This is a genomic window from Clostridium neuense, from assembly GCF_045310695.1.
In the GTDB taxonomy this organism is placed as follows: domain Bacteria; phylum Bacillota; class Clostridia; order Clostridiales; family Clostridiaceae; genus Clostridium_S; species Clostridium_S neuense.
Genome location: NZ_JBJIAA010000006.1, coordinates 174,142 through 199,761, shown reverse-complemented (window position 1 = coordinate 199,761; position 25,620 = coordinate 174,142). Strand labels below are relative to the sequence as shown.

Genomic DNA, 25,620 nt, shown 5'->3' with positions numbered 1-25,620 from the left:
GAAACATTTGTTTTGAATTATTTACCTTTGTTTAGAGTGTTATATACAATTTTTCCATCAGTAATTGTCAAGCATACTTTAACATCTTTAATTTCATCTACTGATAAATCAAAGATATTATTATCTAAAACGGTAATATCGGCTAGTTTACCTTCTTCAATAGTTCCTAATTTATCATCAGAAAAATTTGCATATTGCCCTCCAATTGTCCATGCTCTTAGAATATCAGCTTTACTCATGCTTTGTTTTTTATTAAAGCCTGTTAAAGGATTTCCATCTGGGAATCTTCTGCTAGTAACAAAGTATACTGATAATGGAATATTGGGAATATCAAGGGGAAGATCTGTTCCACAGCAAATATTAACACCTTTATCTATCATGCGTTTATATGGCCAATAATTATTTATTCTGTCATCACCAATTAAATCTTGTGCATAGAAATCTGAGTATTTTGAAGTACAATTCATTATTTGAACATAATTAATTGCAGTAATACCTAAATTGCTCATGCGAACTATATCATCGGGATGAACAAGTTCTAAATCTATAATAGCATGTCTAGAATCTCTTTTTCCATTGATTAATCTACATCTTTCTATTATATCTATTGATTTTCTTACAGCTGCATCGCCTTCTGCATGTAGTGCACATCTGAAACCTTTTTTATCAGCTGCTTGTGCCGTTTCTTCTAATGTTTTATAATCGGGAGAATATTTGCCACAGGAATCTGGAATATCCTTATATGGTTTGAGCAATTCTCCTTCATGTGAAGCTATTTCTCCATCTACCATTAAATTATATCCCATAAATTTTATAAAACTATTTTGAAATCTCTTGCTACAAGTATCGCCGTATTCAAAATTAGCGTTATTAGAAACTGGTTGAGAAACAAGATTAATTCTGTGAATAAGTTCACCTTTTAGTTCCATTTGCTCTAATATATCAGTAAAACCGTAATAATCATCAAAACCAATTTCTTTTATGCTAGTTACGCCTCTTGAGGCTAGCAATTTGCTAAAGTTATTATATTCATCAACTATATTTTCTTCCTTAAGTAATTCTTGAAAAAGCTTAAAGCATGCTTCAGCATAGCATTTATCATGTTCAATACCATATTTTTGATTAGCTATAGTATTTAACCAACATTCACTCCTATCCTTAGAAAATGCTATTACAGGACGATCTTTAAATACTTTATCTAAAACAGCACTACCTTTTTCGACTTCATGCCAATTATTCATATTTAAGCAATGTCCTAAAATAGTTTTTGAATTAGGAATATTTTTGGCATATTCTTCAATAGCTAATAATGCTTCTTCACTATTATGAACATTGGAAAGATCTACGCCCGCTTTGCTCCACACATATCCTGTAAAAAATACATGGTTATCAACAAAACCGGGACATATAAGTTTATTTTCTAGTTTATAAATTTTTGTTTTTGAACCGATCCATTTTGTAATATTTTGTTTTTGATCAACTGCTATTATTTTATTATCCTTAATAACTACTATTCCTGAAAATGGTTCATCTTCACCAATTTTAGACGTAAATATAGCATTAGATTCAAGGATAATGTCAGCATAGTTGTTTTGATTTTTCATAATATAAATCCTCCACACTATAGTATTTTATTAAAATTACTTTATTAAAAAACCACATGCTAAATAGGCTGTTGAAGCTATAATAAATGAAATTATATGATAGGGTAGTCCTGATAAATTGTGACTGTATAAATCAATTTCTGTTCCACCAGCGGAGCAAAGTCCTGCATCTGAGGCAAAGCTAGCATTACTTCCAAATAGACCAGCTGAGAACAATGCAGCTATGCATATATATGGATTAGCTCCTGTTGCACTTGCTAAAGCTATAACTGATGGAAGAGCCATCATATAAAGTGTCCAGTTGAATGTTACAAGGAATTCTGTTGAACAGAATAATATAAATATAATAAATGGAAGTATGCTTGGATTTACTATTCCTTTGGTGATATTTACTATAAAAGTTGTAAATCCAAGATCAGATATCATATCTGACATTGTTATTCCTATTATTAAGAGAAAAGTCATTTGAAGCATGCTTGTAAATCCTTCATAAAGTATTTCCATTAGATCATTCATAGTAAATATTTTTTGAATTAGAAATAAAGCACCAGTAATAAATATTGCTAATCCAATTCCGTATTGCATGTTAAAATTGAAATATACAGAACATCCTACCATAGAAGCAATAGGTACTATAAAGCTTATTATATTAACACCTTTACGTATTTTATGAAAATCTTCTTCATTTGAAGTGATTTCACCTTCGATAAGAGGTTTAAGAGATCCACCATTTTCAACACGCTCATATGCTTTTTTTATTCCTCCAAGTTTAGGCATTACATTTATTGCAAGAAGGAATGCTATAGCTAATGAGGCAAAGCTGTAGAAAAAGAATGGTACTGTATTCATATATGCGTGTACGCCCATCCCTTTAGTAGCAAATTTGTCAGTTTCTAATAATGATGCACCAAAGACTACCCATGATCCGATTGGTATAAGACTTGATGTGTGAACTGCAGTTGCTCTAATATTATATGCAGTATGTTCTCTTGGAATTTTGAATTCATCATTGACTGTTGACATGCTGGCACCAATTACAAAAGCCTGAAGATAATCATCAACACATAGTACAAAACTCAATAACCAAGTTATAATAAGTGCTACTTTAGAATTTTTGGCTCTCTTTGATACTATTTTTGCAAAGTATGTAGCCGCACCACTTTTTTTTAGCATAACAATCATAACGCCGAGTAATAAAAATACAATTGCTAAATATGCATTATCTGAATTAGTTATTGTTTTAATAACTCTATCTTGGTAAGCGGTAAAAAAATCTAGTTTATATTTAATAAAAACTGCAAGCATACCGCACCAAAGGAAACCTTCAATAACACTTTTAGTGAGAATAACAAATAAAAATATTGAAATTGCTGGTAGCATGCTCCAGACTCCATAATATTTTGCTCCTTTAGGCGTAAAGATAGCACTAATTATGAATGCAATAATCATGAGAGCATAACCGAGTATTCTTCTTGTTTTTAAATTTATCTTCATTTGTTTCACCCCTTAAATAATCTTGGTTCCATAGTCAAAAGCTCCATTTATCATGCAGACTTTTGCAGAGAACTTTGCTGCCACTTTAAAAGCATTACTAATCTGATCTTCTGTTAATTTAACATTCTTTTTCCAGCCATCATTTAATAAGCTCATAAGAAATGAAGTGAAAAATGAGTCGCCAGCACCCATTGTGTCTAATGGAGTGATTTTTTCAACTAAACCTTCATAAAAATTTTCTCCATCATATAAAAGTTGACCATTCACGCCCATTGTTGAAAGCACATATTTTACACCAATATTGTGAACTTTTTGCTGAAATTTTTTGATTTCATTAATTGAGAGATGCTCGCAGGAGAATAAGGCGAAATCTATATATGGACATATTTGCTTCAGATATTCAGATGATCTAAATTCATCTTCAACTGAAAAATCAAAACTTATTATACTGCTTAAATCTTTCAATTTGGCAATTTCTTTTTCAACACCAGCGTAGCAGCCACTGTGAATTAAATCGAATTCTTTAAGATATTCTATTTCACTATTTGAAAGCACAATTGGACGTACTTTTGTTTCTCTTAAGTCATCTGAAATAAAAACTCTATCACCGTTGATAATGTTTACATCGCAGTGCTCAGTTGTGGCACCATTAATTTCTGAACAATGAGATATATCTACACCTAAATCATTTAATACATATTTTATATATTTTCCCTCAGCATCATCTCCAAATAAACCAAGATAAGCTGAATTTACATTGCTTTTTTTAGCATAAACAGCAAAATTAACTGCATTTCCTCCGGGAAACATTATATTTTTATTTATATAACGATCTACTACGTTATCTCCAAAACCAACAACTTTCATTTTGTACATCTCCTTATAACTTAAATTAAAATATAAAACGTTTACTTTACTAATCGCATATATAGCACCACTTTTGCAGTGCCATATATATGCTATCAATATTAATATTCTACTTTTCTGTAATACTTTCTTAAACTTAAAGGATGTTTTCTTTTATCTTCTAGATGGATACTTATTCTTTCAAATAATGAAGCTATTACTATTGGCGATAAATACTTTCTGAATTCTTCGTTTATGCCAGTAAGTTCGTATTTCTTTGTATCAAATATAGAAACTTTTTTAGAAACCTTGTTTACAAATTTTTCAACTCTTTCAGTTAATGGACGAGTTTCATCTTCACCTTTCATTATGATAATGCTTGTATTTTCATCCACCATTTCTAATGTTCCGTGGAAAAATTCTGCAGAATGTATTGATTTTGCATGTATCCATTGCATTTCTTCAAGAACACACATAGCATAGGAATAAGCTTCTCCCCAGAGATTTCCTGAAGCAACCACCATATGATAAGCTTCATCTTTATATTTATTTGCAAAAGCTTCAGCTTTATTTTCTGTTGCCTCTTTTACTTGGATTAAAATTTCTGGCATTTTTTCTATTTGTGAAGCAAATTCATCGTATTTATCGAATTCTCCTCTTTTATTCATCAATCTGAAAATTAGCAAATATAATTGAATATATATAGAATCTGAAGCATTATCGTTTTCTGCATAATTAACTAAAACATAGTCTGAAACCTTTGCTAAAGGAGTATCTAATTCCCCTACAAGACTAATTGTTGTAACGCCCTTTTCTTTACAGTATTTTGCAGCGGCAACAGTTTCTTTAGTTGTGCCTGATAATGATGAAAAAATTGCTATTGAATCTTTGTTTAAATGTTTGTGATCCATTAATATTAATTCAGCTGCAATTTTTGCATGAACTTCTATATTTGAATTTGAATTAAGTATATATTCAAATGGATACATAATAGCTACAGATCCACCTGAACCAATTAGAAAAATATTTTTATATCCCTTTTCAGTTATTTCATCTGCAATATCCTCTATTTTTCTTCTTAAGCCTGTTGCACCTTTTGTTACATTTAAAAATCTTTGTACATCAAAATTTAACATTATAAAAAATCCTCCCTTATTTAGTATTGTACTTTTTTTCCAGTACTGTATAATTAATTGTGTAGAATTACATTTTGACCGATTATTGCGTATTGTAAATTAAATACGTTTTTGTCGGTCGTTTTTGTATATTTTTAAACAAGTATACAAAAATATTGTTTTAGCTAAATCTATGCAGATATATACCACGTTTAATAAATATACCAATATATAAAAGCATACCAGTTACGATATAAATGTACCATAGTGAAATGCCGTTGTCAAGAAAACGTTTATCCTTATTCATGATTTTTTAAATAATTATTTTGTTTAAAGTGACGTATACCTAGTGAAGTTGTTTACAGTATTAAATTTAATGTGTGAACTGTATAATACCGCACTAAAATTCTTAAATTGTGATTTATAAAATATTTCAGTATATGATAATTTATCATTTGAAAGTGAACTTTCGGAGATGTTGAATTTAAAAAGATAGCAGCATATTAAAATAATTTTAGCTCGAGATTTAAATTCATAAAAAATTGACTAAATAAAATAATGATGGTACACTTATATCGAATCTGGTATAAAATATGAGAGGTATATTATATTGTAAAGGTATAATACAATAAACTCAAAATTTACTAGATAATTAATTATGAAAAATAAGAGGTGTTATAATGAATATTGATATGATTAGGAAAATGAATAATGAATTGAAAATAATGGATTTAAGCGATATTAACTTTAGACAATATGGCCGCGTCCTAAATAATATTGATTGTAGCTTGATATTAGATTATGCTGAGAAATCAATATGTATTCCTAAAAAAGGCACCAAATACTGTGAAAGCGTAAAAGAATTAGAAACATTTTCTGTTGTTGATGATATCAAATATGAGGTTTATGGTGGTTTAGATATTGAAGTTGGTTGCTGTTCTGGTCAAAATACAATGTTAACAGGTTTAGAATATCATCAGGGAAGTGAAACAATTGTTGCAGTAACTGATTGTATAATAATGGTTGGTAGGTTGCAGGATATGAAGGATTGCACATATGAATCAAAAAATATAGAATCATTTTATGTAAAAAAAGGACAAGTTGTTGAATTATATACAACAACTTTGCACTATACACCTTGTAACGTAAGTGAAAATGGTTTCATAACACTGGTTGTATTGTTAAAAGGCACAAATACTGTTATTGAGAAAGATCATAACAAACTTTTAACTAAGAAAAATAAATATTTTATAACACATCCATCTCAAGAACAAAAAGTAAAAAATGGAGCAATTCCAGGTTTTGTTGGAGATATTCCAGAAATTAAGTTAGACTATGGAACGTCTGGAAACTAAAGATTGCACAAGATTAAATTTTAAATAGAATAAAAAAACTTTATGTAATATGAGATAAGCAGTATGGTAACAAAAGTAAATTAGTGATTTGTATATGATTTATTAGAGTAATAATAAGCTGTGCACTAAAAAAATTAGTGCACAGCTTTCTGTACTTATTTCAAAAAAATTATATTTTAATGACTAAGAACTTAACTAAAAACGCTTTGCTTTGAAAAAAGAGTTTTTAGGACTAATAATAATTAAAAATATTCTAAACTAAATCATTATAAAAGCTGCATTTTTCACCGCTTATATACGATTTTGTATATTCAACTACTTTATCATTGTTATTAATAACTGTAATAGTATTTAGGAATACTGCACTATCTAAAGGTAAGTTTAAAAGTTTAGCTATACTTCTATCTATATTTACTAGAGTTAAAGTTTCATAACCTTTTGCTAAGTAAGTATTATTAGCTAAAAACAAATCATAAAGAGAATATACTTCAAAATTACTTTTTTCTATGTTTTTTATAATTCCGTATGGCACAAAAGTATCTTCAATAGATATAGGCTCATTGTTCCCTAATCTTAGTCGTATTATTCTATATATATAATCGCTTTCTTTTATATTAAAAATTTTACTGTATTTATAGCCAGCTTTTCTTTTTTTTGTATATAATACTTTAGTAGAAGGAATAATTCCTTTGTCCAAAAGCATTTTTCCAAATCCCTGAATCCTATAAAGATCATTTTGAATTTTTGGATTTGTCACAAATGTACCTTTTCCACGCACTTTTTTTAAAAGTCCTTCATCTACTAATTTAGATATGGCATTTCTAACGGTCATTCGATTCAGTCCATATGTTGCTGCAAGTTCTCTTTCAGATGGAATTAATTCTCCATATTTATATATACCTGTTTCGATTTTTTCTTTTATAAGATCCTTTAGTTGTATATTCATTGGAATTTTAGAAGCCAATACATTATCCTCCAATTTATGTATATTATTAATGTTTTATTAAATATCTTATTTAATCACAAAAATTATATCATTAAATTAATTGCGTGTAAAATATATTTAAGGCATCATCATATACTTGTGTTTTTGTAATAATTGATATATTATTTATTAGTAATTGATAATGTTTTTATACAAAGAAGTAAGGGGGCAATGCTTAAAGTGGGAAGATACATGGGATTAGTTAGTATTGAAATTTCTGATAGAATTGAAGAGTATATTGATATTAATAATTTAAAGGAGCATGATAAATTACCATCTGAAAGAGAATTAGCAGAAATTTGGAAAGTAAATAGAACAACCTTACGAAGAGCAATTGATAAATTAATTAATGAAGGGGTTTTATATAGCAAGGATGGTAGAGAAAATTATGTTTCACCTAAAAAAATTGATAGAGATTTGTGCCACTTTATGTCTTTTACTGAAACCATGAAGAATAGGGGCCTTTGTATAAGTACTAAATTAGTATCAATTAAAATAGTAGAAGCAAACAAGGAATTAGCAAAAGCATTATCTATTTTTTTAGGTAGAGAGGTATTAGAAATAAAGAGAATTAGAATTGTTGATGAAAAACCTTTGGATTTTGAAATATCATATATTCCAAGCAATCTTTGTAAAGGAATTGAAAAATATGATTTAGAAAATAATTCTTTATATAAAATTTTGGAAAGAGATTTTAAAATAAAGCTATTAAAACAAAGACAGGATGTTAGCATGCAATATGTTGGACTAGAAGAAGGTAAATATTTAGACATAAAAGAAGGAACAGCCGTATTGGTTTCAAAAGGAATTACTTTAAATGTTGCAGAAGAACCTGTAGAATATTCAATTGCATTTACAAGAGCTGACAGATGTTCATTTAGCAGTGTCCTTAAATAGTAATAATTACTTTATTAATCTTATATAAAAGGTATGGACATACCGCAAAGAGTAATTAAAAAGAAAACATTAGGGAAAGTATGAAATTTTTAAGGATATGACAGAAAGAATTTAAGTAAATATAAATATATTAAATTATTAAGATTTTTATTGTTCTATATGTATAAAAGATAAAAGGATTAAAAAAGGCTTGAAGTTAATTCAGGCTTTTTTTATTTGTAAATTTTCAAAATTAATCTAAAAACTTTAAGCCATGTTTCAGTATATTTATTTTTATAAGTCTAAAATTACATATTTAAGTTTCAATATCAAAATTTTTATATGAATTGTAAAGGGCAAAATACCGATATTAAGCCAATAAACTGATACAATTTAGTTTGAATTTATATATTCATATAAATTCAAACTATTTATAGTCTAAAATCTAATTACAATTATTTATAAAAAAATATGCAACTTAAAATTTTTACTATTTTATTGATTTTTTTATTTGTATGTAATATAATGCAATAAAAGTATATTAAATACAAATAATTAATCAAATTAAGATTAAGAAAGCTCAATGTTGAAGAATCATGCAAGTAATTAAAGAATAAGGAGGACAAGCATGAAAAAATTAAAAAAATCTATTGGTTTCTTTCTATTTGTAGGGATACTTCTATTGTTATCGCCAGCTGTAACTTCAAAGGCTGCTGCTTTAGATCCTAAAATTGGTCTGGAAATTTCAAATAACTCAACATTTGATGTACAAGCCCCAATAAGAATAAGAGGTTGGGGATTAAATACATCGGGTATAAAAGCAATCGATATTTGGGTCGATGGTTCCTGGAAGAAAAGCTTAGTTAAAGGTGATGGCTTTGGTTATTCAAGACCAGATGTTAAACAAGCATATCCTGCATATCCTGATGCCGATACATCCGGATATGACTACAATTTAAAGGATTTATCCGTAGGAACTCATACTTTAACTGTTTGGGCTATAGGAAATGATGGTACAAAAACATCTTCTACAGTTTCAATCACTGTTAGTTCTTCACCAAAAATAAACCTTGAACTGAGTGACAATGAAACTGTTCCGCTAAATCAGCCTATTTTATTAAGAGGGTGGGCGTTGAACAGTGGAGTTTCAGGAGTTGATACCGTAGATATTTGGGTAAGCAATGGATCTAGCAGCTGGTTTAATCACAGTCTTACTGTTAATCTTTCAAGACCTGATGTAGCACAACTATATCCAAATTATTATAACAATGTAAATTGTGGATACAGTGAATATATGACGTTCTCAACTCCAGGCACATATACAATATATGCTTATGCTATGAAAGGCAGTACAAAATTAGCATCTACTTCAGTAACCTTGAATGTAATTGATCCTAACAATCATAAAGGACAAGATGTTGTAAATTATGCAAAAAAGTTTTTAGGTGTACCATATGTATGGGGTGGAACTAGTTCAAATGGATTTGATTGCTCCGGTTTTGTTCAATATGTATATGCTCACTTTAATGTTTCACTACCAAGAACTTCAGAAGAACAAGTTAATTTAGGTACGCCGGTGTCTAAATCTGATCTTGAACCTGGTGATTTAGTTTTTTTCAATAACACATATAATGGAGTAAATCCAACCCATGTTGGTATATACGTAGGAAATGGACAGTTTATAGCAGCGGGAAGCGCTGGAGTTAGTTATTCTGACTTAAATAGTAATTATTGGACACAACATTATGCTACAGCAAGAAGAATTTTTAATTAGTATAAACCTGAATTGACAAATAAATTTTTAAGTGCTGTATAATTTATTATGCAGCACTTAAATTATAAATAAATATTATTGTCAAATGTACATATATGGATTTATTTCTTATTGATATTTTTTTGTATACCAATTTATTCTACAAGTTGGTGTGAAGCTATTTTTGTATTCATTGATTTTTGCGTAATCAATGAATTTCTTATCTAATTCTCTTTCTCCTTTAATAAAAACTGTTGCAGTTTTAGCTGCATAAATGACTAATTTAATTTGCTTACTATCAAAATTATTGTAAATAATTTTTAATGGTAATCATGGGGACGCAAAACTAATCTATTTAGCGAGGAATTAAATATAGAGTCTGTAAAATAAGCTGCAAAGTGGTAGTTTACTATAACTTTTTATGATACAATTAAAAAATAATAATTAATGTTTAAACTCTTGAGGTGCCATTACGAAGGTTAGTGAATATATGTTTAAGTTTGAGATTAAAATGCATTATGAAATCAAAAATGGTTTTAAAAATATAAATAGTGGAATGAAAATTATTTTCATAAGGATTAAGTAATGGTACGTATATAAATTAGAGATGTTAAAGTATACATAAAAATAATTGTGTACTTTTTTACTTTGTAAGTGAAAAAACTAAAGTTAAAGGAAGGTAAAGTTAAATGAGTAGGAAAATGATTTTTTTTGATATTGACGGAACCATAATTGATGAGGATACTCATGTGATTCCAAAAACAACAATAAAGGCCATAAGAAAAGCGCGTGAAAATGGAAATTTAGTTTTTATAAATACAGGAAGAACATATTTTAATGTTACTAAGGAAGTGCGTGAAATTGGGTTTGATGGATATATTTGTGGATGTGGATCGACTATATATCTAAATGGACAACCACTTTTAAAGGAGTCTATTCCACATGAAAAATGTGTTGAAATTGTAAAAAAGCTTCGTGAATGCAAGATTGATGCTCTTTTAGAGGGCTCAGATAATTTTTTCTTCGATAACGCTAAAGAGGATTCCGAGAGAATAGCACAATTAAGAAGCAGCTTAAAAAGAAGAGGCGTTGACGTAACAAAATCTTGGGACGAGCCTGATATTGTTTTCGATAAATTTGTTATATGGATAAATAAAAATAGTGATTTTCAAACTTTTTACTCATTTATCACAAAGGATTTTGACTATATTGATAGGGGAGAAAACTTTGGAGAGATAGTTATTAAGGGATATTCGAAGGCAACTGGAATTAAATTTCTAGAGGATTATTTAAATATTCCTTTAGAAGATTGCTATGCAATTGGGGATAGTACTAATGATTTGCCAATGCTTGAATATGTTCCAAATAGTATTGCTATGGGAAATAGTACTTCCGTTTTATTTGATTTAGTATCCTTTGTTACAAAAGATATAATGGATAGTGGAATTGAACACGCTTTAGCATATTACAATATTATTTGATTTTAGAAACTTTTGCAGCAGGAAAAGTAATGGTTATTTAGGCTTAGGTGAAACAGTAATGCTTAATATTACTGTTTCACTTATTTTTTTATGAATTATTAATTATTAAACTGCTAAAACTACAGTAAATTTATTGATAATTAGGAGTGTACTTCAATGTTAAAGGAATTTAAAGAATTTGCAGTGAAAGGGAATATAATAGATTTAGCTGTTGGAGTTATTGTTGGAAATGCTTTTGGCAAAATAGTTACTTCTCTTGTAAATGATATAATTATGCCGTTAATGGGATTTATAACAGGTGGAATAAATTTTACCTATTTAAAAGTTGTTATAAAGGGAAAATACGGTAACGTGCCAGCTATTACACTTAACTACGGAAATTTTATTCAAAACATAATTGATTTTTTGATAATATCTTTTTCGATTTTTTTGTTTGTTAGATTAATAAGTAAATTAAGAATAGAAAACAAGGATAGAAGTTCAGAAGAAGTGAAAGTGGAATCAGAAGAGGTAGTGCTTATAAAAGAAATTAGAGATATATTAAAAAATAAATAAGTTAATTAAAGAACCTTAAATTGCTGTAATATATTTAGGGTTCTTTTGATTTTTTGCAGTTGAGCTAGTTTGCAATCGATAAATAAACATATAAATTATAATTTGATGATAGAAATATAAATTTATTTTGTATTAATACATGAAGAGCTCTTTAAGAATTGAGTTATGCAAGGGGGAAAAAAGTGCGTATTGATGAAAAAATTTCTTGGATGAACTAAAAAATAAGAATCCTAAAGCAATGGAATATATATTTGATATTTATGCCACAGTTGTATATAGGGTTATATTTAGAGTATTAGATAAAAATAAAAAATATGCACACATGATCTTAGTGATATTGAAATAAGAGAGGATTTAAAGTTTAAAATTGATTTGAAAAAGTAGATGTGCTTGAAAAATATGTTTATAAAGTTCGTTAAGTACGCAAAAAGGGTATATAATAAAAATGTTTTGTATATTTAAAGATAAAACACCTTGAAACTTGAAATTTATTTGTACAAAATGCCGTCTTCTGGGCATTATGGTGCACGTGAATTTCAATAGTTGAGTAGGTTTATCTATAGGGAGGAATAAGCATGAATAACAAAAGACTAGCGTACTTATATTTAATTATTACAACTAGTGCATGGGGAAGCTTATATGTAGTAAGTAAATTTGTACTAGCAAGCATACCACCTGTTACTGTTTTGTTTTTTAGATATTTAATAGCGGCAGTTGTGCTTTTAGGCATCCTTAAAATTAATAAAAGAGATGTTATTGAAAAAAAGGACTACAAATATATTTTTCTTATTGGATTTTTTGGATATTTTATTTCAATAGGTGCTCAAATGATAGGCACAAAGCTTGCAAATGCATCCATTGCTTCACTTATTAATTCAATGAATCCTGTATTCATAATTGCGTTTGCTGTTCCAATTTTAAAAGAAAAAATTACTTTAAATAAGGTTGTCGCTGTAATTGCCTCTGTTTTAGGAGCTTATATAATTATTGGAGGAGCAGGCAAGGGAGGAGCTTTATTAGGAATTGCATTTTCTATAGTATCCGTTATTTCATGGTCATTAATGTCGGTTATGGTACGCCGTATTACACAAAAATATGATGCTATTACTGTTACAACTTATGCTATAATTGTTGCTATGATATTTTCAGCTCCAGCTTCAATTTTTGAACTTATGAATACTTCACATGGTGAAATTTTTACAATGACAAATTTAATTTGTTTGCTTTACATGGGAATTATTTGTACTGGCTTGTCACATTTACTTTGGAATAAAAGTCTTTCAATGATTGAAGCCGGAAAATGTTCTCTTTTTTATCCTGTACAACCTATGGTTTCTGTTTTTCTTGGTTTTATTTTTCTTGGAGAAAGCATAAATGCAAGATTTATTATAGGTGCACTTTTAATTATAAGTGGAATTGTGTTTAGTATGTTTGCAGGAAATGAAAATAAAAATGAGAATGATAATGAAAAAACGGAGCAAGCTTCCTAAGGTGAATTTAAAGAGATACTTATTTAAAATATAAATTTGTAAAAATATTTGACATTAGTTGGACATTGTGATATAAATTATGTATATTGTAAATAAATTTGATGAAGGAAAGAAGTAAGTTATGTATCTGTTCTGAATGTTTTAATTGTTAAATTAGGGCAATATAGAGAGTTAACATTTGGTGAAAGTTAATGTTCAGGTTTTAACTGAAAATCATCCCGGAGAAGTAAAGCTGAAAGATTTTAGTAAGCTTTAACGGAACTCTACCGTTAAAAGGAGAACGTATGATAGTGTACGTATTGAGCTGTCATAAATCAAGTGTATTTGTTGTACTTTTGATTTATGGAATCAGGGTGGTAACGCGATTATAACTCGTCCCTTTATTTTGGGGGCGGGTTTTTTGTTTTATATATAATTGCCTGCTTTGAGGGGATACGTCTACTCATAAAAAATATTTGCAATATTTTTAATATTCAAACTTTTAAAATGGAGGAATGAAAATGAAGGAATTATCTAAAAAGGATTTGTTTTTTGTTGGTCTTATGTTATTTTGCATGTTTTTTGGTGCTGGAAATTTAATATTTCCACCGTTTTTGGGACAGCAATCTGGAAAACTTGTTGTGTTGGCGTTTAGTGGATTTATCATTTCAGCAGTTGGACTTCCAGTCTTAGCAGTTGTAATTGTAGCTAAATCAAAAGGATTAAATGCGCTAGCAAGTCATGTGCATCCTGTTTTCGCTATTGTTTTTACGATTTTAATTTATCTTTCTATAGGGCCTTTTTTGGGCATACCAAGAACAGGAAGCCTAGCATATCAAATGGGATTAGCACCTTTTTTATCAAAAGGATTTGGTACCAGTCCATTGCCACTTTTTATATACACATTAATTTATTTTGGAATTACACTTTGGCTTAGCCTAACACCAACTAAGCTTGTAGATCGTCTTGGAAAGGTACTAACACCTATATTGCTTGTTTTGATAGCAGGTGTATTTATTTGTAGCTTAATTAAGCCAATAGGAAGCTTTGCTGCACCTAAGGGGGATTATGCATTGTTTCCATTTTTTAAAGGATTTTCTGAAGGGTATATGACAATGGATGCCATTGCGGCTTTGAATTTTGGAATTGTTATTGCTTCAACCTTAAAGTTAATGGGAGTAAAAAATGAAAAGTCACTTGTATCATATTCCAGTAAAGCAGGGATAATAGCAGGAGTATTTCTTATAATTATTTACGCAATGCTTGCTTATGTTGGAGCATCAAGTAGGGGAATATCGTTAAATGCTCAAAATGGAGGAGAAATATTAACGGCCGTTTCAAATTTCTTATTTGGAGATTACGGTGCACTTGTACTTGGAGTTATATTTTCGCTTGCCTGCTTAACAACTGCTGTTGGACTTGTAACTTCTTGTAGTGAATATTTTGCTACGTTGACAACTAAAATTAAGTATAAAACGTGGGTTGTTATACTTTCTGTTTCAAGTCTTATTTTTTCAAATGTAGGTCTTACAAAGATTTTAGCAATATCGGTACCAGTTTTAAATGCAATATATCCTATGGCAATTGTACTTATGGTCATGTTTTTGCTTAATAATTTGTTTAATGGTTCTAAATGTGTCTATGCGTTTGGCATGCTATTTACATCTATATTTAGTATTATAGATTCACTTAATCAAGCATTATTGAAAATAGATTCTATTACAGCTGTCTTTAACTATATACCGCTTTATTCAAAAGGATTAGGATGGATTGTGCCTTCTATATTTGGAATGCTTGTTGGATATGTTATTTCTGTTTCAAAGAATAAAATTACTGTACAGAATGAAATATAAGTTTTATAAGCTGTAAAATATAAAAAGAGTTTGTTATGAAAATTGACAATTTCGTGGCAACTCTTTTTTGTTATATTATGAATTATTTTAAATCTTTTTTGGAATAATATAAAAGAAAAGTATTATAACATTTTTTTCATACATATACTATTAGAGTCGTCTATGTAAGGAGGGTAGTTGTCTATAATTTTATAACCTAAATTTTTATATAAACTTATTGCTTCCGGTTGTTTTGAACCTGTTTGAAGTATTAAACATGTATAGTTTCTTTTGGCTGAAATTTCTTCTAATTTACTTATTAATAGTTTTGCTAGACCTTTGCTTCTATATTCTTTTTTTACAAATATGCGTTTCAGTTCCATAGAAGCATTATCATATTCTTTAATAGCTCCACAAGCAATTGGAATAGAATTTTCGTAAATAATAACTACATCGTTTATAAAATTTACCTTGTTATATTTATCATATTTTTTTTGCATTTCTCCATATCTTAGATAAAGATCTTCATCTAATAGATTTACAAGATATGAAAAATCAGCATTATTACTATTTGTTTGGAGTATTGTAAAATCCATTATTAGTACCTCCTAATTGAATTTAAGAAAATAAATTATTAATAATTATACCATTTGAAATTTAGTTTTTAAAGATAAAAGTCATATCTATAAGTCAAAATAATTAGCATGATTATATGTAATTTAGTTAATTATTATGTATATGGGTTTAAAACGAAGAAAAACTTATTTAAAGCTAATATATACATATAAAAATCATAATCTATTAGTTGTAGTTGAATTTATTGCTATAAGTTCACAAATGTTCACAAAAAATTAATGTTGACAACCATCATAATCATTGATAAAATAATAAGTTTAGTTGACAAAATTTATATAATGAGTTATAATTATTAACATGAAAGAGGGTGTTTTAATTATGTTAAAAGGAAATGGTTTAGCATCCATAAAGGCCGATATAGAAAATCACATTGGTGAAAAGGTAATGCTTAAAGCAAATGGCGGCAGAAAAAAAGTTGTCGTTAATAGTGGAGTAATTGAAAAAACATACCCTAGTATTTTTGTTGTAAGATTAGAGAATGATGACCAGAGGACAGTGACATATAGTTATTCAGACGTATTAACTAAAACTGTGCAAATAGTTTTTGGAGCATAATTGGAGCGATACTATAAATTTAGTATCGCTTTTTTATTTGTCATTTAAAATATAGTTTGATAAATAAAAAAGAAAGATGGCTAACGTCCATCTTTCAACTATGGTATAAAAGGGTATTGAGAATTTATGAGAGGTTATATGGTCAATAACCAATTATAATATTATATTAAATGAGGTTAATTGTCAAGTGAATTAACGTACTATATATACAAAAGTAACAAAATTTTAAGAAATAATAAAAATAAAAATAGAAAAAAATATACCACGTTACAATAAATTCAAATTATAATAATAATTACAAAAAAATATCATAATTTTAGGCTATAAGATATATACATATATTAGGTATTTTGGAGGAGGGATAGTTATGGGTATTGAACTGCTGAAGGAAAATATAGATTATAATCAAGTCATTGGACAAAATACGTCGGATACTGTAGTTAAAGAAGAATATATAATTCCTGATACTCAGCCTGATGTAAGAAAAATACTTATGGTTGATGCTAAGCCTAATGTTACGAATACAGATATCATGCAGGATAAAGTATATATTGAAGGTAACATAGAATTCAATGTGCTTTATTTAGGTGTAGGAGATGAAAGTAGTCAAGTATGTGGGGTAGCATATACATCTAAGTTTTCAAACTATGTTGATATATCAGGGGCCGAGCATGATATGGCATGTTTTGCTAATGCTTATGTAGAACATATGAATTGTAATATTGTAAATGAAAGAAAAATAGGTGTAGAAGGTATTGTTGAGATATCGGCAGAAATTGAAAAACCTTGTAAAATACAAATGGTAAGTGATGTCTTGGGAACGGGAGAAATTCAATTTTTAAGAAAAGAGAGCAAGCTAGATAAACTGATAAGTAAATCTTCTATGGATTTAGTAGGGAAATCTACTATTACAATACCTATGGATAAAGCTCAGATAGATGAAGTGCTTAAGTACGATGCAAACATTCACAAAAGGCAAATAAAAATACTTGAGGGTAAAGTTCAAGTTGAAGCATTTGTAAATATAGGTGTTTTATATAGAGATAAAGAATCGAGAGAAATTAATTTTGTAAGTGATGATGTAATAGTTACAGGGGAAGAAAATGTTGAAGAAGCAGATCCTTCTATGGATTACAGCGTTGACTTTGAAATTGGAGCTTCTGAATTTAATATAAAAGAAGATGATTTAGGTGAAAGAAGAGCGATAAATTCAGACATACTTGTTAAATGTGATGTTGAACTTATTAAAAAAGAAGATGCAAACATAATAGACGATGCGTATTCGCCTCAAAGTAATTTGAAATTGGAAAGGCAGAATTATGATGTAAATATGGTATATGGACATGGCTTTTCAGAAACTATAGTAAAGGAAAATTTAGAAATTGAAGAGAATTCACCAGTGCCATCAGAGGTCATAATGTGCAGTGGTAATGTTAACATTACAGATCAAAAGTTAGTTGAGAATAAAGTTGCATTGGAAGGCGTTATAAATTCATCTGTAGTTTATAGGACATCGGATGCAGATAAGTATGTTTATGCACTTAATGAAGAAATACCTTTTAACTGCAGTGTTGATATACCTGGTTCTAAAATTGACATGATGTGCAATTCAAAAGCTTATATAGAAAATATTGAAGCTGCTGTTGAGGCTAATACAATATTAGTTAAGGCTGTTGTTTCGCTAGAATCTAGAGTCTTTTATACAGAGCATAAGGACTTTATAGTAAATGTGGTTCCAGTAGAAGGAGGAGCTCCAGAAAAGAAGGCAAGCGTAACTATATATGTAGCTCAAAAGGGGGATTCACTTTGGAAAATAGCTAAAAGGTATTGCACTACTGTAGAAAATATAGTAAAGGCAAATAGTATGGAAAATTCAGATGAAGTTTTAGAAGGTCAAAAGTTATTAATACCAGGAAGAGCGATTATATAAAAAAGCGCGAAATAACAGTACTTATTACTATTTCAAGTACTATTATTTCGCATTTTTTATTTTATAATTGTTTTGTATTTATATGAATATTATTTACGGCAATGTATAAAATGGTATAATGTACTAAAGGAAAATAAAAATTAATTTATAGTTGTTGTTTTAAAAAAGTTTGCAGCGGCATTACACAAGGAGGAATTTAGAATGAGAATAAAAGCTTATGCAAAGATAAACATATTACTTGATATTGTAGGGATAAAGGAAAATGGATATCATCTTCTTGAAATGATAATGCAAAGTATAGATTTGTATGATCTTATAGACGTAGATAAAATAGAAAAAGGTATTAAAATGAAATCAAATAAAAGTTACATACCTACTAACAACAAAAATATAGCTTATAAAGCTGCTGAACTTTTTATGAATACATATGGAATAAGCGAAGGAGTTAGCATTAATATTTATAAAAATATACCTACATCAGCTGGACTTGGAGGAGGAAGTGCCGATGGAGCAGCTGTATTAAAGGCCATGAGAAAAATATTTAATGTAAATGTAAGTGATAAAGAACTTGAAAAACTTGGGGCTAAAATAGGTGCTGATGTTCCGTTCTGTATAAATGGTGGTACTGCGTTTTGCAAAGGAATTGGAGAGGTTATAATGCCCATAAGAAAATTTCAAAACAAGATATTGGTTGTTGTTAAACCTAAATTCGGTGTATCTACTAAATGGGTTTATAATGAATATGATAATCTTAATAATGTTAAAAAACCAAAAACAGAGAAGATATTGAATGCAGTAAAAAATGATGACCTTAAATTAGTAAGTACAGAGATGGCAAATGTGCTTGAAGCTGTTACTATAAGCAAATATGGTATTATTGATAAAATAAAGAAGGATATGCTTAGATTAGGTGCTTTAGGGGCTATGATGAGTGGAAGTGGACCATCTGTGTTTGGCTTTTTTGAAGATAGTTTAAGTGCTCAAAAATGTTTTGAAAGCATGAAAGAAAATTATTCGGAAACATTTATTACGAGGACGATTTAAAATGGTATATTTTTTGTGTGGTTTGTATAAAGAAGCAGAAGAGATAATTTCTTATTTTCATCTTAAGAAGAATTCATATATATCGAGTTTTCAGGAATTTGATGGTGATAATGTAAAGCTTATAATTAGTGGTACTGGCAAAATTAATGCCGCTTGTGCAGTTGGATATATTTTATCGCAGAATAAGCCCCAAAATAATGATTTATTTATTAATATAGGTATATGCGGAAGTGACTCAAGAGAGGAAGGGGAAGCGTTTTTTATAAATAAAATAAAGGATGTCGATAGTGGCGAAGAATATTATCCAGATATATTAATAAAGCATCCATTTAAGGAAGCATATCTAGAAACGCATTCAAGAGTAGTTTCACATGGACAAATACCTGATTTATGTGATATGGAGGGAAGTGCTTTTTTTAAAAGTGCCTTAAAATTTATGTATCATCATCAAATAGCTGTCATAAAAGTAGTGTCTGATACTTCTAACAATAAATCAATAGATGGAGATTACATAAAAAAGATTGTTGGACAAAACTTAGAAAAAGTAAAAGTTTATATAGATTATTATACTGAATCAATTTCAAAGGATGAATTTTTTACTGAAAAGGATAAGTTTATAATGTCAACCATAAATGAAAATTTGAAGCTTACTGAAAGTCAAAATATACAATTTAAAAAGGCTTATATTGCACTAAAACTTAGAGGAGCTTTTAATAAGTTTGAATTTGAAAAATTTTTAAAGATAAGGGTGAAAGTGAAAAGTGAGTCACGAAGATGTTTTAATGAACTCATATCAGCCATGTGGGAAAGCTAGTTATTTAAATTCATTTTCTCATATATATGTTGAGAAATCTGCAATTAAATTTAAGGCTGCAAGGGATATATTGAGTAAATTTAAAAATAGCACTGTAGTTTATGTGGAAAATTATAAAGATGTATTTAATAGAGCAAAGCAAGATTACAATATTCAAAAAAAGACTCAAAACTTAATACTTGCGGTTGAGCATAATAATTTTATATATAAAGGTTCTGATATGTGCGAGGATTTTGGAGAAGAAAATTTTTACTATTCATCAAGTATTCTTAATTGCATGTATGGCTGCCAGTATTGTTATCTTAGAGGACTATATCAATCTGGAAATATAGTTATATTTGTAAATATAGAGGATTTTATAACTAGGGCTATGCAAGAAAGTACGAATAAAAAGATTTATTTATGCGTATCTTATGATTCGGATTTGTTAGCCTTTGAAAAGATAACTGGATTCGTTAAAAGGTGGATAGAGGCAGCGATAAAAAATAAAAATTTACTTATAGAAGTTAGAACTAAAAGCACAAATTTTAAAGCTGTAAAAGATTTATATATACCAAACAATGTTATATTTGCTTGGACTATATTGCCGAATGAAGTTATAGAAAAATATGAATTAAAAGTTCCAAGTTTAAGTGAAAGGCTTGAGGATGTAAAGTTAGCTATTGAAAAAGGAGTTCAAGTTAGACTTTCTATTGAGCCTATAATGAAGATAGATAACTTTAAGGAAATATATAAAAAGTTTGTTTGCGATATTTTTAAGGTTATAAATGGAAGCAAGATAAGAGATATAAATATAGGTACCTTTAGAGTTAAAAATGAGCACTTAAAAAGAATGAGAAAGCTTAATCCGTATTCTAATATATTTGCTCATGAGTTTATAAAAATAAATGATTATTCAACTTATAAAAATTTTAATGACATGGAACAATATGTTTTAAGATTGTTTAAGGAATATGTTGACAAAGGAAAGGTTTTTTAAAGTCTTTCCTTCTTTTTTTATGGGAATCAATATTAAGTCACCTGCTGAGGGTGGCTTTAATAAGTTATTTTTTGATGTTATAATTTTACAAACCTTTTCTGGGTTACATTCTGGAAAAAATTTTTTTGACAATAAATTAATCGTATCACCTTTTTTAAATGGATATAAAATGAAATCTGGATTTCTAAGAAGTATAAATTCATAAACTCTAGATAATGTAAAGAAAGATATTGGAAATAGCAGCATAGCAAATGATAATAATATGTAAGGTAGCTGTAACTTTTTGGACTTTATAATTTGTAAAAGTGTAGATATTTCAAAAAGCGTAATTGAAAAAGCAGAAGCTAAAATACTGTTTTTTTCATCTTCGGATTTATTAAAAAATAATGGTTTTAAGAGCTTAATACTGCATACAGTGGCTTTGATTTTTCCTAATAGAATAATTATATGAATGTAACATTTGCCAGGATTAAGTATCAAAAACCTTTTCATTATAAAACCTCCATTCAATATTATATTATTAACATAATTTGATTTTTTATAATATTGGTGTATAAAACTGTATAAATTGGACAAGAATAAAAGTATACATATTTACAAGTATGGATATATGATTTTGAATTTTATATTGATTTGGAGGAAAATAAAATGAAAAAAGTATTTTTTATGTTTTTGAGTTTTGTATTATCGTTTTGCATTTTAAGTGAATATTTTGGTACAAGCATTGAGGTTTCAGCTGGGACTGCTGAAAAATATAATGACATTCAAAATGATATTGCAAAAAAAATAATAAGATTCCATGTTCTTGCTAATAGTGATTCTGACAAAGATCAAGAATTAAAAATTAAAGTTAAAGACAAGGTTATAGGATATATGGAAACTAAACTTAAAACTTGTAAAAGCATTGGTGAGGCAAGGAGGATTCTTATTAATAACGATGCTAATATTAAGAATATTGCACAAGAAGTTATAAGAGAGAATCATTACAACTATGGTGTTAAAACAGAACTGGCTCAAGTTAAATTTCCGGTTAAAAGTTATGGAGATGTTGTACTGCCAGAGGGGAAATATGAAGCTTATAGAGTGCTTATTGGAAAAGCAGAAGGTCATAACTGGTGGTGTGTTATGTTTCCTCCACTTTGTTTTACCGACATTACAAAAGGACAGGTAGAAGAGGATAAAACACTTGATGAGATGAAAAGCGTTCTCACTAAAAAGGAATTTGATACAGTTAATAACTCAAAGAAAGATAGCAACATAAAAGTTAAGTTTAAAATACTTGAAGAAATAAAGTCAATAGCTAAAAAAATAGGTGCAGATATTAATTAAACTTTAAATCTGCACTGCAAGTCGTTTCTTCATTTTTTTTTTCATGTATTATAGATGAAAGTAGGTTATATATATCCTTGCCACTTGAAGGTTTGGAAAATTTAGCACAATTGCTTTTCATTGCTTCTAGTATTGAGGGGTAGGATATAAGATTTTTTATTATTTCTGTACAGTTAGAACCGTCTCCAAGACTTACGGCAAGATTATGTTTAAGCAAAAAACTTTCGTTTTTTTCTTCTTGTCCCGGTATAGGAGAAAACAAAGCTATTGGAATACAACAAAACAAAGCTTCTGTTATGGTTAAACCACCTGGTTTTGTAAGAAGTAAATCACAGGCTTGCATATACTTATTTACGTCTTTTGTATATCCCAGTATTCGTGTTTTTATTTTTGCATTTTCTTTCAATTCTACTAATTTACAATAAAGTTTTCTGTTATTACCAGTAATTGCTATAAGCTGTATATCTATATCGGACATGGAAAGCTGCTCATAAATTGCACTTATTTTTCCCATTCCAAGGCTTCCGCCCATTATCATTATAGTTTTTTTATTTGGATCTAAGCCAAGTTCTTTGAGAGTAGCACTTCTATCAAATTTTTTCATAAAATTAGGATCAACAGGTATACCGATATCGTGTATACATTCTCTCTTTACTCCTCTTTTAACCATTTCTTCTACCATATCTGAATTTGAAACTATATAAGAATCAACTTTGGGACGTATCCAGAAGCTATGAGGAGCGTAATCTGTAAGCATACATACCATAGGCTTTTCTAGTACTTCCTTGGATTTTAATATGGAAACCATCTCCATAGGAAATGGATGGGTACAAACAATTATATCTGGATTAAAATCTTGAATTCGTGGAAGCAGTTTATATGCCATGAATTCGTTTAATTTATTACTTAATGATGCTAAGTTATCATCCTTCTCCGTATATTTGTAAAGTTTTCCAAATAGGGAAGGAGAAACTTTTATGGTTTTTAGATAACCACCTATAATTACTTTATCTAAAAATGGATTTATATATTTTATAGTATCTAATATGTTAACTTCCGAGTCTGGTTCGTACTGCATTATGTAATTTTTTAAGGCAAATGCAGCGTGCTTATGACCACCACCAGCTGAAACAGAAAGAATTAAAACTTTCATGATAAAATTCACCCTTTAAATATTATTAGTCTTTGGATAAATAAAATTTAATTTTTATCCATACTTATGTTGCTGTACTTCAATTATATATAATATGACATAAATTATAAACACTTTTCCTAATTATTTTAACTTATATAGGTATATTATTTCAATAAAAATGAAAACTATAACTATTATAAGATGTATTACCTAAGAAATTCAAATCGAAATTATTAGAATGTCTAGTCAATTTTAGGTAGTATGTCTATATTAATTTATAGGAGTGAATTGATATGAAGGACAGTACAAAAAGAATTTTATACACAGCAGCTACAGCAATTATAGTTGTCTTTTCAACTACGTTTGCAATTTTAATGACACTTGAAAGAATGGATTATAGAAATTATCTTCAAGCGGAATATAATAAAAATATGTATCAACTTATAAATTCTGTAGAGAATATTGGAAATAACTTAGCTAAGGTGCCTGTACTTGGTTCCAAGGAGCAGGATATAGTAGTTTGTGATGAAATATTTAGATATTCTAATGTAGCAAATGATAAGCTTCACTCTATTCCAGTATCGCAGGATAAACTTTCGGCTACTAGTAAATTTTTATCGCAGCTTGGAGATTTTTCTTATGTTCTAGGAAATAAAATTTCAAGAGGTGGTGAACTTAATAACAGTGAAGTTGCTCAAGTTGAAAGTCTTAAGCTTCAAGCATACAACCTTGAAAATCAGCTTAAGTCAGTTCAAAATGATATAAACAATGGAAGAGTAAGATGGGGAGAAATTAGACAAAAGGCTAGTGGAGTTCTAGCATCAACAAGTACTCCAAGTGTATCAGATGAGTTTAAAGGGATACAAAAGCAAGCTACACAATATCCTGCGTTAGTTTACGATGGACCTTTTTCAGATAATAACATGAATATTAAACCAAAAATACTTTCTCAAAACAAAGTATCTAGGGCTCAGGCTGAAAATGTTGTTAAAGAAGCAATTGGTGCTAAAAGAATTAAAAGAATAGAAGTAAAAAGTGATGGAAATGGAATAATACCTACATACATGTTTGATGTGTATATGTCTGGAAGAAATAAAAGTACGGAAAAGATAACCTGTGAAGTTAGTCAGAATGGTGGAAGGATGTTATCTATTATTGATAACAGGGTAGCTGGAAAGCCAACAATGGATATAAACACTGCTTCCCAAATAGGAAGAAAATACTTAAATAGAATAGGTTACAAAAACATGTTTTCAACCTATGTGCTTAATTATAATAACGTAGCTGTTATAAGCTATGTAAATAGTAGTGACAATATGCTTATATATCCTGATATGATAAAATTAAAAGTGTCGATGGATGATGGAAATGTAGTTGGACTTGAAGCTGATAAGTATCTTAGATCAAATTACAATAGAACTATTCCAAAACCACAAATCACAGAGGCAAAAGCGAGAGAAAGAGTTGGTAAGAGACTGAGTATCAAGAGCGTGAGAATGGCAATAGTTCCTACGGAAACAAATAAAGAAGTTCTATGCTACGAATTTTCTGGAAGCTATAAAGGTGATGATTTCATAGTATATATAAACGCTAATACTGGCTACGAAACAAGAATTCTTCAAATCAGAAACACCCCAAATGGAAAATTAACAATGTAAACATCTGGGGGTTTGGGCGGAGCCCATGTGATTTGAGAACAATAAAATAGTCCTCGCTCAAATGAAGAAAAAAACCTAAGAACTAGTCATACTAAGGTTGGGGGTTTGGGCGGAGCCCATGTGATTTGAGAACAATAAAATAGTCCTCGCTCAAATGAAGAAAAAAACCTAAGAA

Annotated in this window: 22 protein-coding genes and 1 other annotated feature; of the genes, 14 read left to right on the top strand and 8 right to left on the bottom strand. The window is 29.0% G+C overall.

Features of this window, described 5'->3' with window-relative positions; translation table 11 throughout:
• Positions 1 to 17: 17 nt before the first annotated feature.
• From ACJDT4_RS08875 to ACJDT4_RS08860, 4 genes are all read right to left on the bottom strand, one after another.
• A complete protein-coding gene (locus ACJDT4_RS08875) occupies positions 18 to 1,604 on the bottom strand; it encodes an amidohydrolase (RefSeq protein WP_406787199.1) in 1,587 nt (528 codons plus the stop codon).
• Between the two features lie 36 nt (positions 1,605 to 1,640).
• Positions 1,641 to 3,098 (bottom strand): Na+/H+ antiporter NhaC family protein, encoded by a 1,458-nt coding sequence (locus ACJDT4_RS08870; protein ID WP_406787198.1) that lies wholly within the window; start codon positions 3,096 to 3,098, stop codon positions 1,641 to 1,643.
• A gap of 12 nt (positions 3,099 to 3,110) precedes the next feature.
• Positions 3,111 to 3,965, bottom strand: a complete 855-nt coding sequence (locus tag ACJDT4_RS08865; RefSeq protein WP_406787197.1) for a PfkB family carbohydrate kinase — start codon at positions 3,963 to 3,965, stop codon at positions 3,111 to 3,113.
• A 101-nt stretch (positions 3,966 to 4,066) separates the two neighbouring features.
• Positions 4,067 to 5,080: an SIS domain-containing protein gene (locus tag ACJDT4_RS08860; protein ID WP_406787196.1), complete on the bottom strand. Its 1,014-nt coding sequence runs from the start codon at positions 5,078 to 5,080 to the stop codon at positions 4,067 to 4,069.
• Positions 5,081 to 5,739: 659 nt separating this feature from the next.
• On the opposite strand from ACJDT4_RS08860, the gene ACJDT4_RS08855 reads away from it, so the two are divergent.
• Entirely contained in the window at positions 5,740 to 6,414 is a 675-nt protein-coding gene (locus ACJDT4_RS08855) for a DUF4867 family protein (protein WP_406787195.1), read from the top strand.
• 253 nt (positions 6,415 to 6,667) lie between these two features.
• Here the strand turns inward: ACJDT4_RS08855 and ACJDT4_RS08850 are convergent, their stop codons facing one another.
• Complete coding sequence (locus tag ACJDT4_RS08850) at positions 6,668 to 7,378, bottom strand: GntR family transcriptional regulator (RefSeq protein WP_406787194.1); 711 nt, start codon at positions 7,376 to 7,378, stop codon at positions 6,668 to 6,670.
• 201 nt (positions 7,379 to 7,579) lie between these two features.
• Here ACJDT4_RS08850 and ACJDT4_RS08845 point away from each other — a divergent pair, with 201 nt between their 5' ends.
• The 6 genes from ACJDT4_RS08845 to brnQ all read left to right on the top strand — a co-directional run bounded on the left by ACJDT4_RS08845 (position 7,580) and on the right by brnQ (position 15,386).
• Positions 7,580 to 8,296 carry a GntR family transcriptional regulator gene (locus tag ACJDT4_RS08845; RefSeq protein WP_406787193.1) on the top strand — a complete coding sequence of 239 codons (717 nt, stop codon included), beginning with the start codon at positions 7,580 to 7,582 and terminating at the stop codon, positions 8,294 to 8,296.
• A 607-nt stretch (positions 8,297 to 8,903) separates the two neighbouring features.
• Positions 8,904 to 10,049: a C40 family peptidase gene (locus tag ACJDT4_RS08840; protein ID WP_406787192.1), complete on the top strand. Its 1,146-nt coding sequence runs from the start codon at positions 8,904 to 8,906 to the stop codon at positions 10,047 to 10,049.
• A 668-nt stretch (positions 10,050 to 10,717) separates the two neighbouring features.
• A complete protein-coding gene (locus tag ACJDT4_RS08835; protein WP_406787191.1) occupies positions 10,718 to 11,509 on the top strand; it encodes an HAD family hydrolase in 792 nt (263 codons plus the stop codon).
• A 156-nt stretch (positions 11,510 to 11,665) separates the two neighbouring features.
• On the top strand, positions 11,666 to 12,064 hold the full coding sequence (mscL, locus tag ACJDT4_RS08830) for a large-conductance mechanosensitive channel protein MscL (RefSeq protein WP_406787190.1): 399 nt from the start codon (positions 11,666 to 11,668) through the stop codon (positions 12,062 to 12,064).
• A gap of 575 nt (positions 12,065 to 12,639) precedes the next feature.
• Positions 12,640 to 13,554 carry a DMT family transporter gene (locus ACJDT4_RS08825; RefSeq protein WP_406787189.1) on the top strand — a complete coding sequence of 305 codons (915 nt, stop codon included), beginning with the start codon at positions 12,640 to 12,642 and terminating at the stop codon, positions 13,552 to 13,554.
• Positions 13,555 to 13,646: 92 nt separating this feature from the next.
• Positions 13,647 to 13,937: a binding site (T-box leader), on the top strand.
• Between the two features lie 117 nt (positions 13,938 to 14,054).
• Positions 14,055 to 15,386: a branched-chain amino acid transport system II carrier protein gene (gene brnQ / locus ACJDT4_RS08820; RefSeq protein ID WP_406787188.1), complete on the top strand. Its 1,332-nt coding sequence runs from the start codon at positions 14,055 to 14,057 to the stop codon at positions 15,384 to 15,386.
• 122 nt (positions 15,387 to 15,508) lie between these two features.
• On the opposite strand, the gene ACJDT4_RS08815 is transcribed toward brnQ, so the two are convergent.
• On the bottom strand, positions 15,509 to 15,961 hold the full coding sequence (locus ACJDT4_RS08815; RefSeq protein ID WP_406787187.1) for a GNAT family N-acetyltransferase: 453 nt from the start codon (positions 15,959 to 15,961) through the stop codon (positions 15,509 to 15,511).
• 358 nt (positions 15,962 to 16,319) lie between these two features.
• Here ACJDT4_RS08815 and ACJDT4_RS08810 point away from each other — a divergent pair, with 358 nt between their 5' ends.
• The 5 genes from ACJDT4_RS08810 (at position 16,320) to ACJDT4_RS08790 (ending at position 21,323) form a co-directional block, all read left to right on the top strand.
• The gene (locus ACJDT4_RS08810; protein WP_053241860.1) at positions 16,320 to 16,556 is read left to right on the top strand and encodes a Veg family protein; all 237 of its coding nucleotides are present in this window, start codon (positions 16,320 to 16,322) and stop codon (positions 16,554 to 16,556) included.
• 367 nt (positions 16,557 to 16,923) lie between these two features.
• Entirely contained in the window at positions 16,924 to 18,486 is a 1,563-nt protein-coding gene (locus tag ACJDT4_RS08805; RefSeq protein WP_406787186.1) for a DUF3794 and LysM peptidoglycan-binding domain-containing protein, read from the top strand.
• 201 nt (positions 18,487 to 18,687) lie between these two features.
• Positions 18,688 to 19,530: a 4-(cytidine 5'-diphospho)-2-C-methyl-D-erythritol kinase gene (ispE, locus tag ACJDT4_RS08800; RefSeq protein WP_406787185.1), complete on the top strand. Its 843-nt coding sequence runs from the start codon at positions 18,688 to 18,690 to the stop codon at positions 19,528 to 19,530.
• A 1-nt stretch (position 19,531) separates the two neighbouring features.
• Positions 19,532 to 20,344 (top strand): 5'-methylthioadenosine/S-adenosylhomocysteine nucleosidase family protein, encoded by an 813-nt coding sequence (locus tag ACJDT4_RS08795; RefSeq protein WP_406787184.1) that lies wholly within the window; start codon positions 19,532 to 19,534, stop codon positions 20,342 to 20,344.
• Positions 20,292 to 21,323, top strand: a complete 1,032-nt coding sequence (locus ACJDT4_RS08790; protein WP_406787183.1) for an SPL family radical SAM protein — start codon at positions 20,292 to 20,294, stop codon at positions 21,321 to 21,323. Before ACJDT4_RS08795 ends, ACJDT4_RS08790 begins: the two co-directional genes overlap by 53 nt.
• On the opposite strand, the gene ACJDT4_RS08785 is transcribed toward ACJDT4_RS08790, so the two are convergent.
• Positions 21,279 to 21,815 (bottom strand): hypothetical protein, encoded by a 537-nt coding sequence (locus tag ACJDT4_RS08785; RefSeq protein ID WP_406787182.1) that lies wholly within the window; start codon positions 21,813 to 21,815, stop codon positions 21,279 to 21,281. The genes ACJDT4_RS08790 and ACJDT4_RS08785 overlap by 45 nt on opposite strands.
• 156 nt (positions 21,816 to 21,971) lie before the next feature.
• On the opposite strand from ACJDT4_RS08785, the gene spoIIR reads away from it, so the two are divergent.
• A complete protein-coding gene (spoIIR, locus tag ACJDT4_RS08780) occupies positions 21,972 to 22,652 on the top strand; it encodes a stage II sporulation protein R (RefSeq protein WP_406787181.1) in 681 nt (226 codons plus the stop codon).
• Here the strand turns inward: spoIIR and ACJDT4_RS08775 are convergent.
• Positions 22,645 to 23,805, bottom strand: a complete 1,161-nt coding sequence (locus tag ACJDT4_RS08775; protein ID WP_406787180.1) for an MGDG synthase family glycosyltransferase — start codon at positions 23,803 to 23,805, stop codon at positions 22,645 to 22,647. The two genes, spoIIR and ACJDT4_RS08775, sit on opposite strands and share 8 nt — an antisense overlap.
• A gap of 275 nt (positions 23,806 to 24,080) precedes the next feature.
• Between ACJDT4_RS08775 and ypeB the strand changes: the two genes are divergently transcribed.
• Positions 24,081 to 25,445, top strand: coding sequence for a germination protein YpeB (gene ypeB / locus ACJDT4_RS08770; RefSeq protein ID WP_406787179.1), 1,365 nt, complete (start codon positions 24,081 to 24,083; stop codon positions 25,443 to 25,445).
• Positions 25,446 to 25,620 lie beyond the last annotated feature (175 nt).

Excerpts from the sequence above, each read along its gene's own strand:
- ACJDT4_RS08875 (WP_406787199.1), bottom strand. The coding sequence starts at position 1,604 with ATGAAAAATCAAAACAACTATGCTGACATTATCCTTGAATCTAATGCT.
- ACJDT4_RS08870 (WP_406787198.1), bottom strand. The coding sequence starts at position 3,098 with ATGAAGATAAATTTAAAAACAAGAAGAATACTCGGTTATGCTCTCATG.
- ACJDT4_RS08865 (WP_406787197.1), bottom strand. The coding sequence starts at position 3,965 with ATGAAAGTTGTTGGTTTTGGAGATAACGTAGTAGATCGTTATATAAAT.
- ACJDT4_RS08860 (WP_406787196.1), bottom strand. The coding sequence starts at position 5,080 with ATGTTAAATTTTGATGTACAAAGATTTTTAAATGTAACAAAAGGTGCA.
- ACJDT4_RS08855 (WP_406787195.1), top strand. The coding sequence starts at position 5,740 with ATGAATATTGATATGATTAGGAAAATGAATAATGAATTGAAAATAATG.
- ACJDT4_RS08840 (WP_406787192.1), top strand. The coding sequence starts at position 8,904 with ATGAAAAAATTAAAAAAATCTATTGGTTTCTTTCTATTTGTAGGGATA.
- ACJDT4_RS08835 (WP_406787191.1), top strand. The coding sequence starts at position 10,718 with ATGAGTAGGAAAATGATTTTTTTTGATATTGACGGAACCATAATTGAT.
- mscL (WP_406787190.1), top strand. The coding sequence starts at position 11,666 with ATGTTAAAGGAATTTAAAGAATTTGCAGTGAAAGGGAATATAATAGAT.
- ACJDT4_RS08825 (WP_406787189.1), top strand. The coding sequence starts at position 12,640 with ATGAATAACAAAAGACTAGCGTACTTATATTTAATTATTACAACTAGT.
- brnQ (WP_406787188.1), top strand. The coding sequence starts at position 14,055 with ATGAAGGAATTATCTAAAAAGGATTTGTTTTTTGTTGGTCTTATGTTA.
- ACJDT4_RS08815 (WP_406787187.1), bottom strand. The coding sequence starts at position 15,961 with ATGGATTTTACAATACTCCAAACAAATAGTAATAATGCTGATTTTTCA.
- ACJDT4_RS08810 (WP_053241860.1), top strand. The coding sequence starts at position 16,320 with ATGTTAAAAGGAAATGGTTTAGCATCCATAAAGGCCGATATAGAAAAT.
- ACJDT4_RS08805 (WP_406787186.1), top strand. The coding sequence starts at position 16,924 with ATGGGTATTGAACTGCTGAAGGAAAATATAGATTATAATCAAGTCATT.
- ispE (WP_406787185.1), top strand. The coding sequence starts at position 18,688 with ATGAGAATAAAAGCTTATGCAAAGATAAACATATTACTTGATATTGTA.
- ACJDT4_RS08795 (WP_406787184.1), top strand. The coding sequence starts at position 19,532 with ATGGTATATTTTTTGTGTGGTTTGTATAAAGAAGCAGAAGAGATAATT.
- ACJDT4_RS08785 (WP_406787182.1), bottom strand. The coding sequence starts at position 21,815 with ATGAAAAGGTTTTTGATACTTAATCCTGGCAAATGTTACATTCATATA.
- spoIIR (WP_406787181.1), top strand. The coding sequence starts at position 21,972 with ATGAAAAAAGTATTTTTTATGTTTTTGAGTTTTGTATTATCGTTTTGC.
- ACJDT4_RS08775 (WP_406787180.1), bottom strand. The coding sequence starts at position 23,805 with ATGAAAGTTTTAATTCTTTCTGTTTCAGCTGGTGGTGGTCATAAGCAC.
- ypeB (WP_406787179.1), top strand. The coding sequence starts at position 24,081 with ATGAAGGACAGTACAAAAAGAATTTTATACACAGCAGCTACAGCAATT.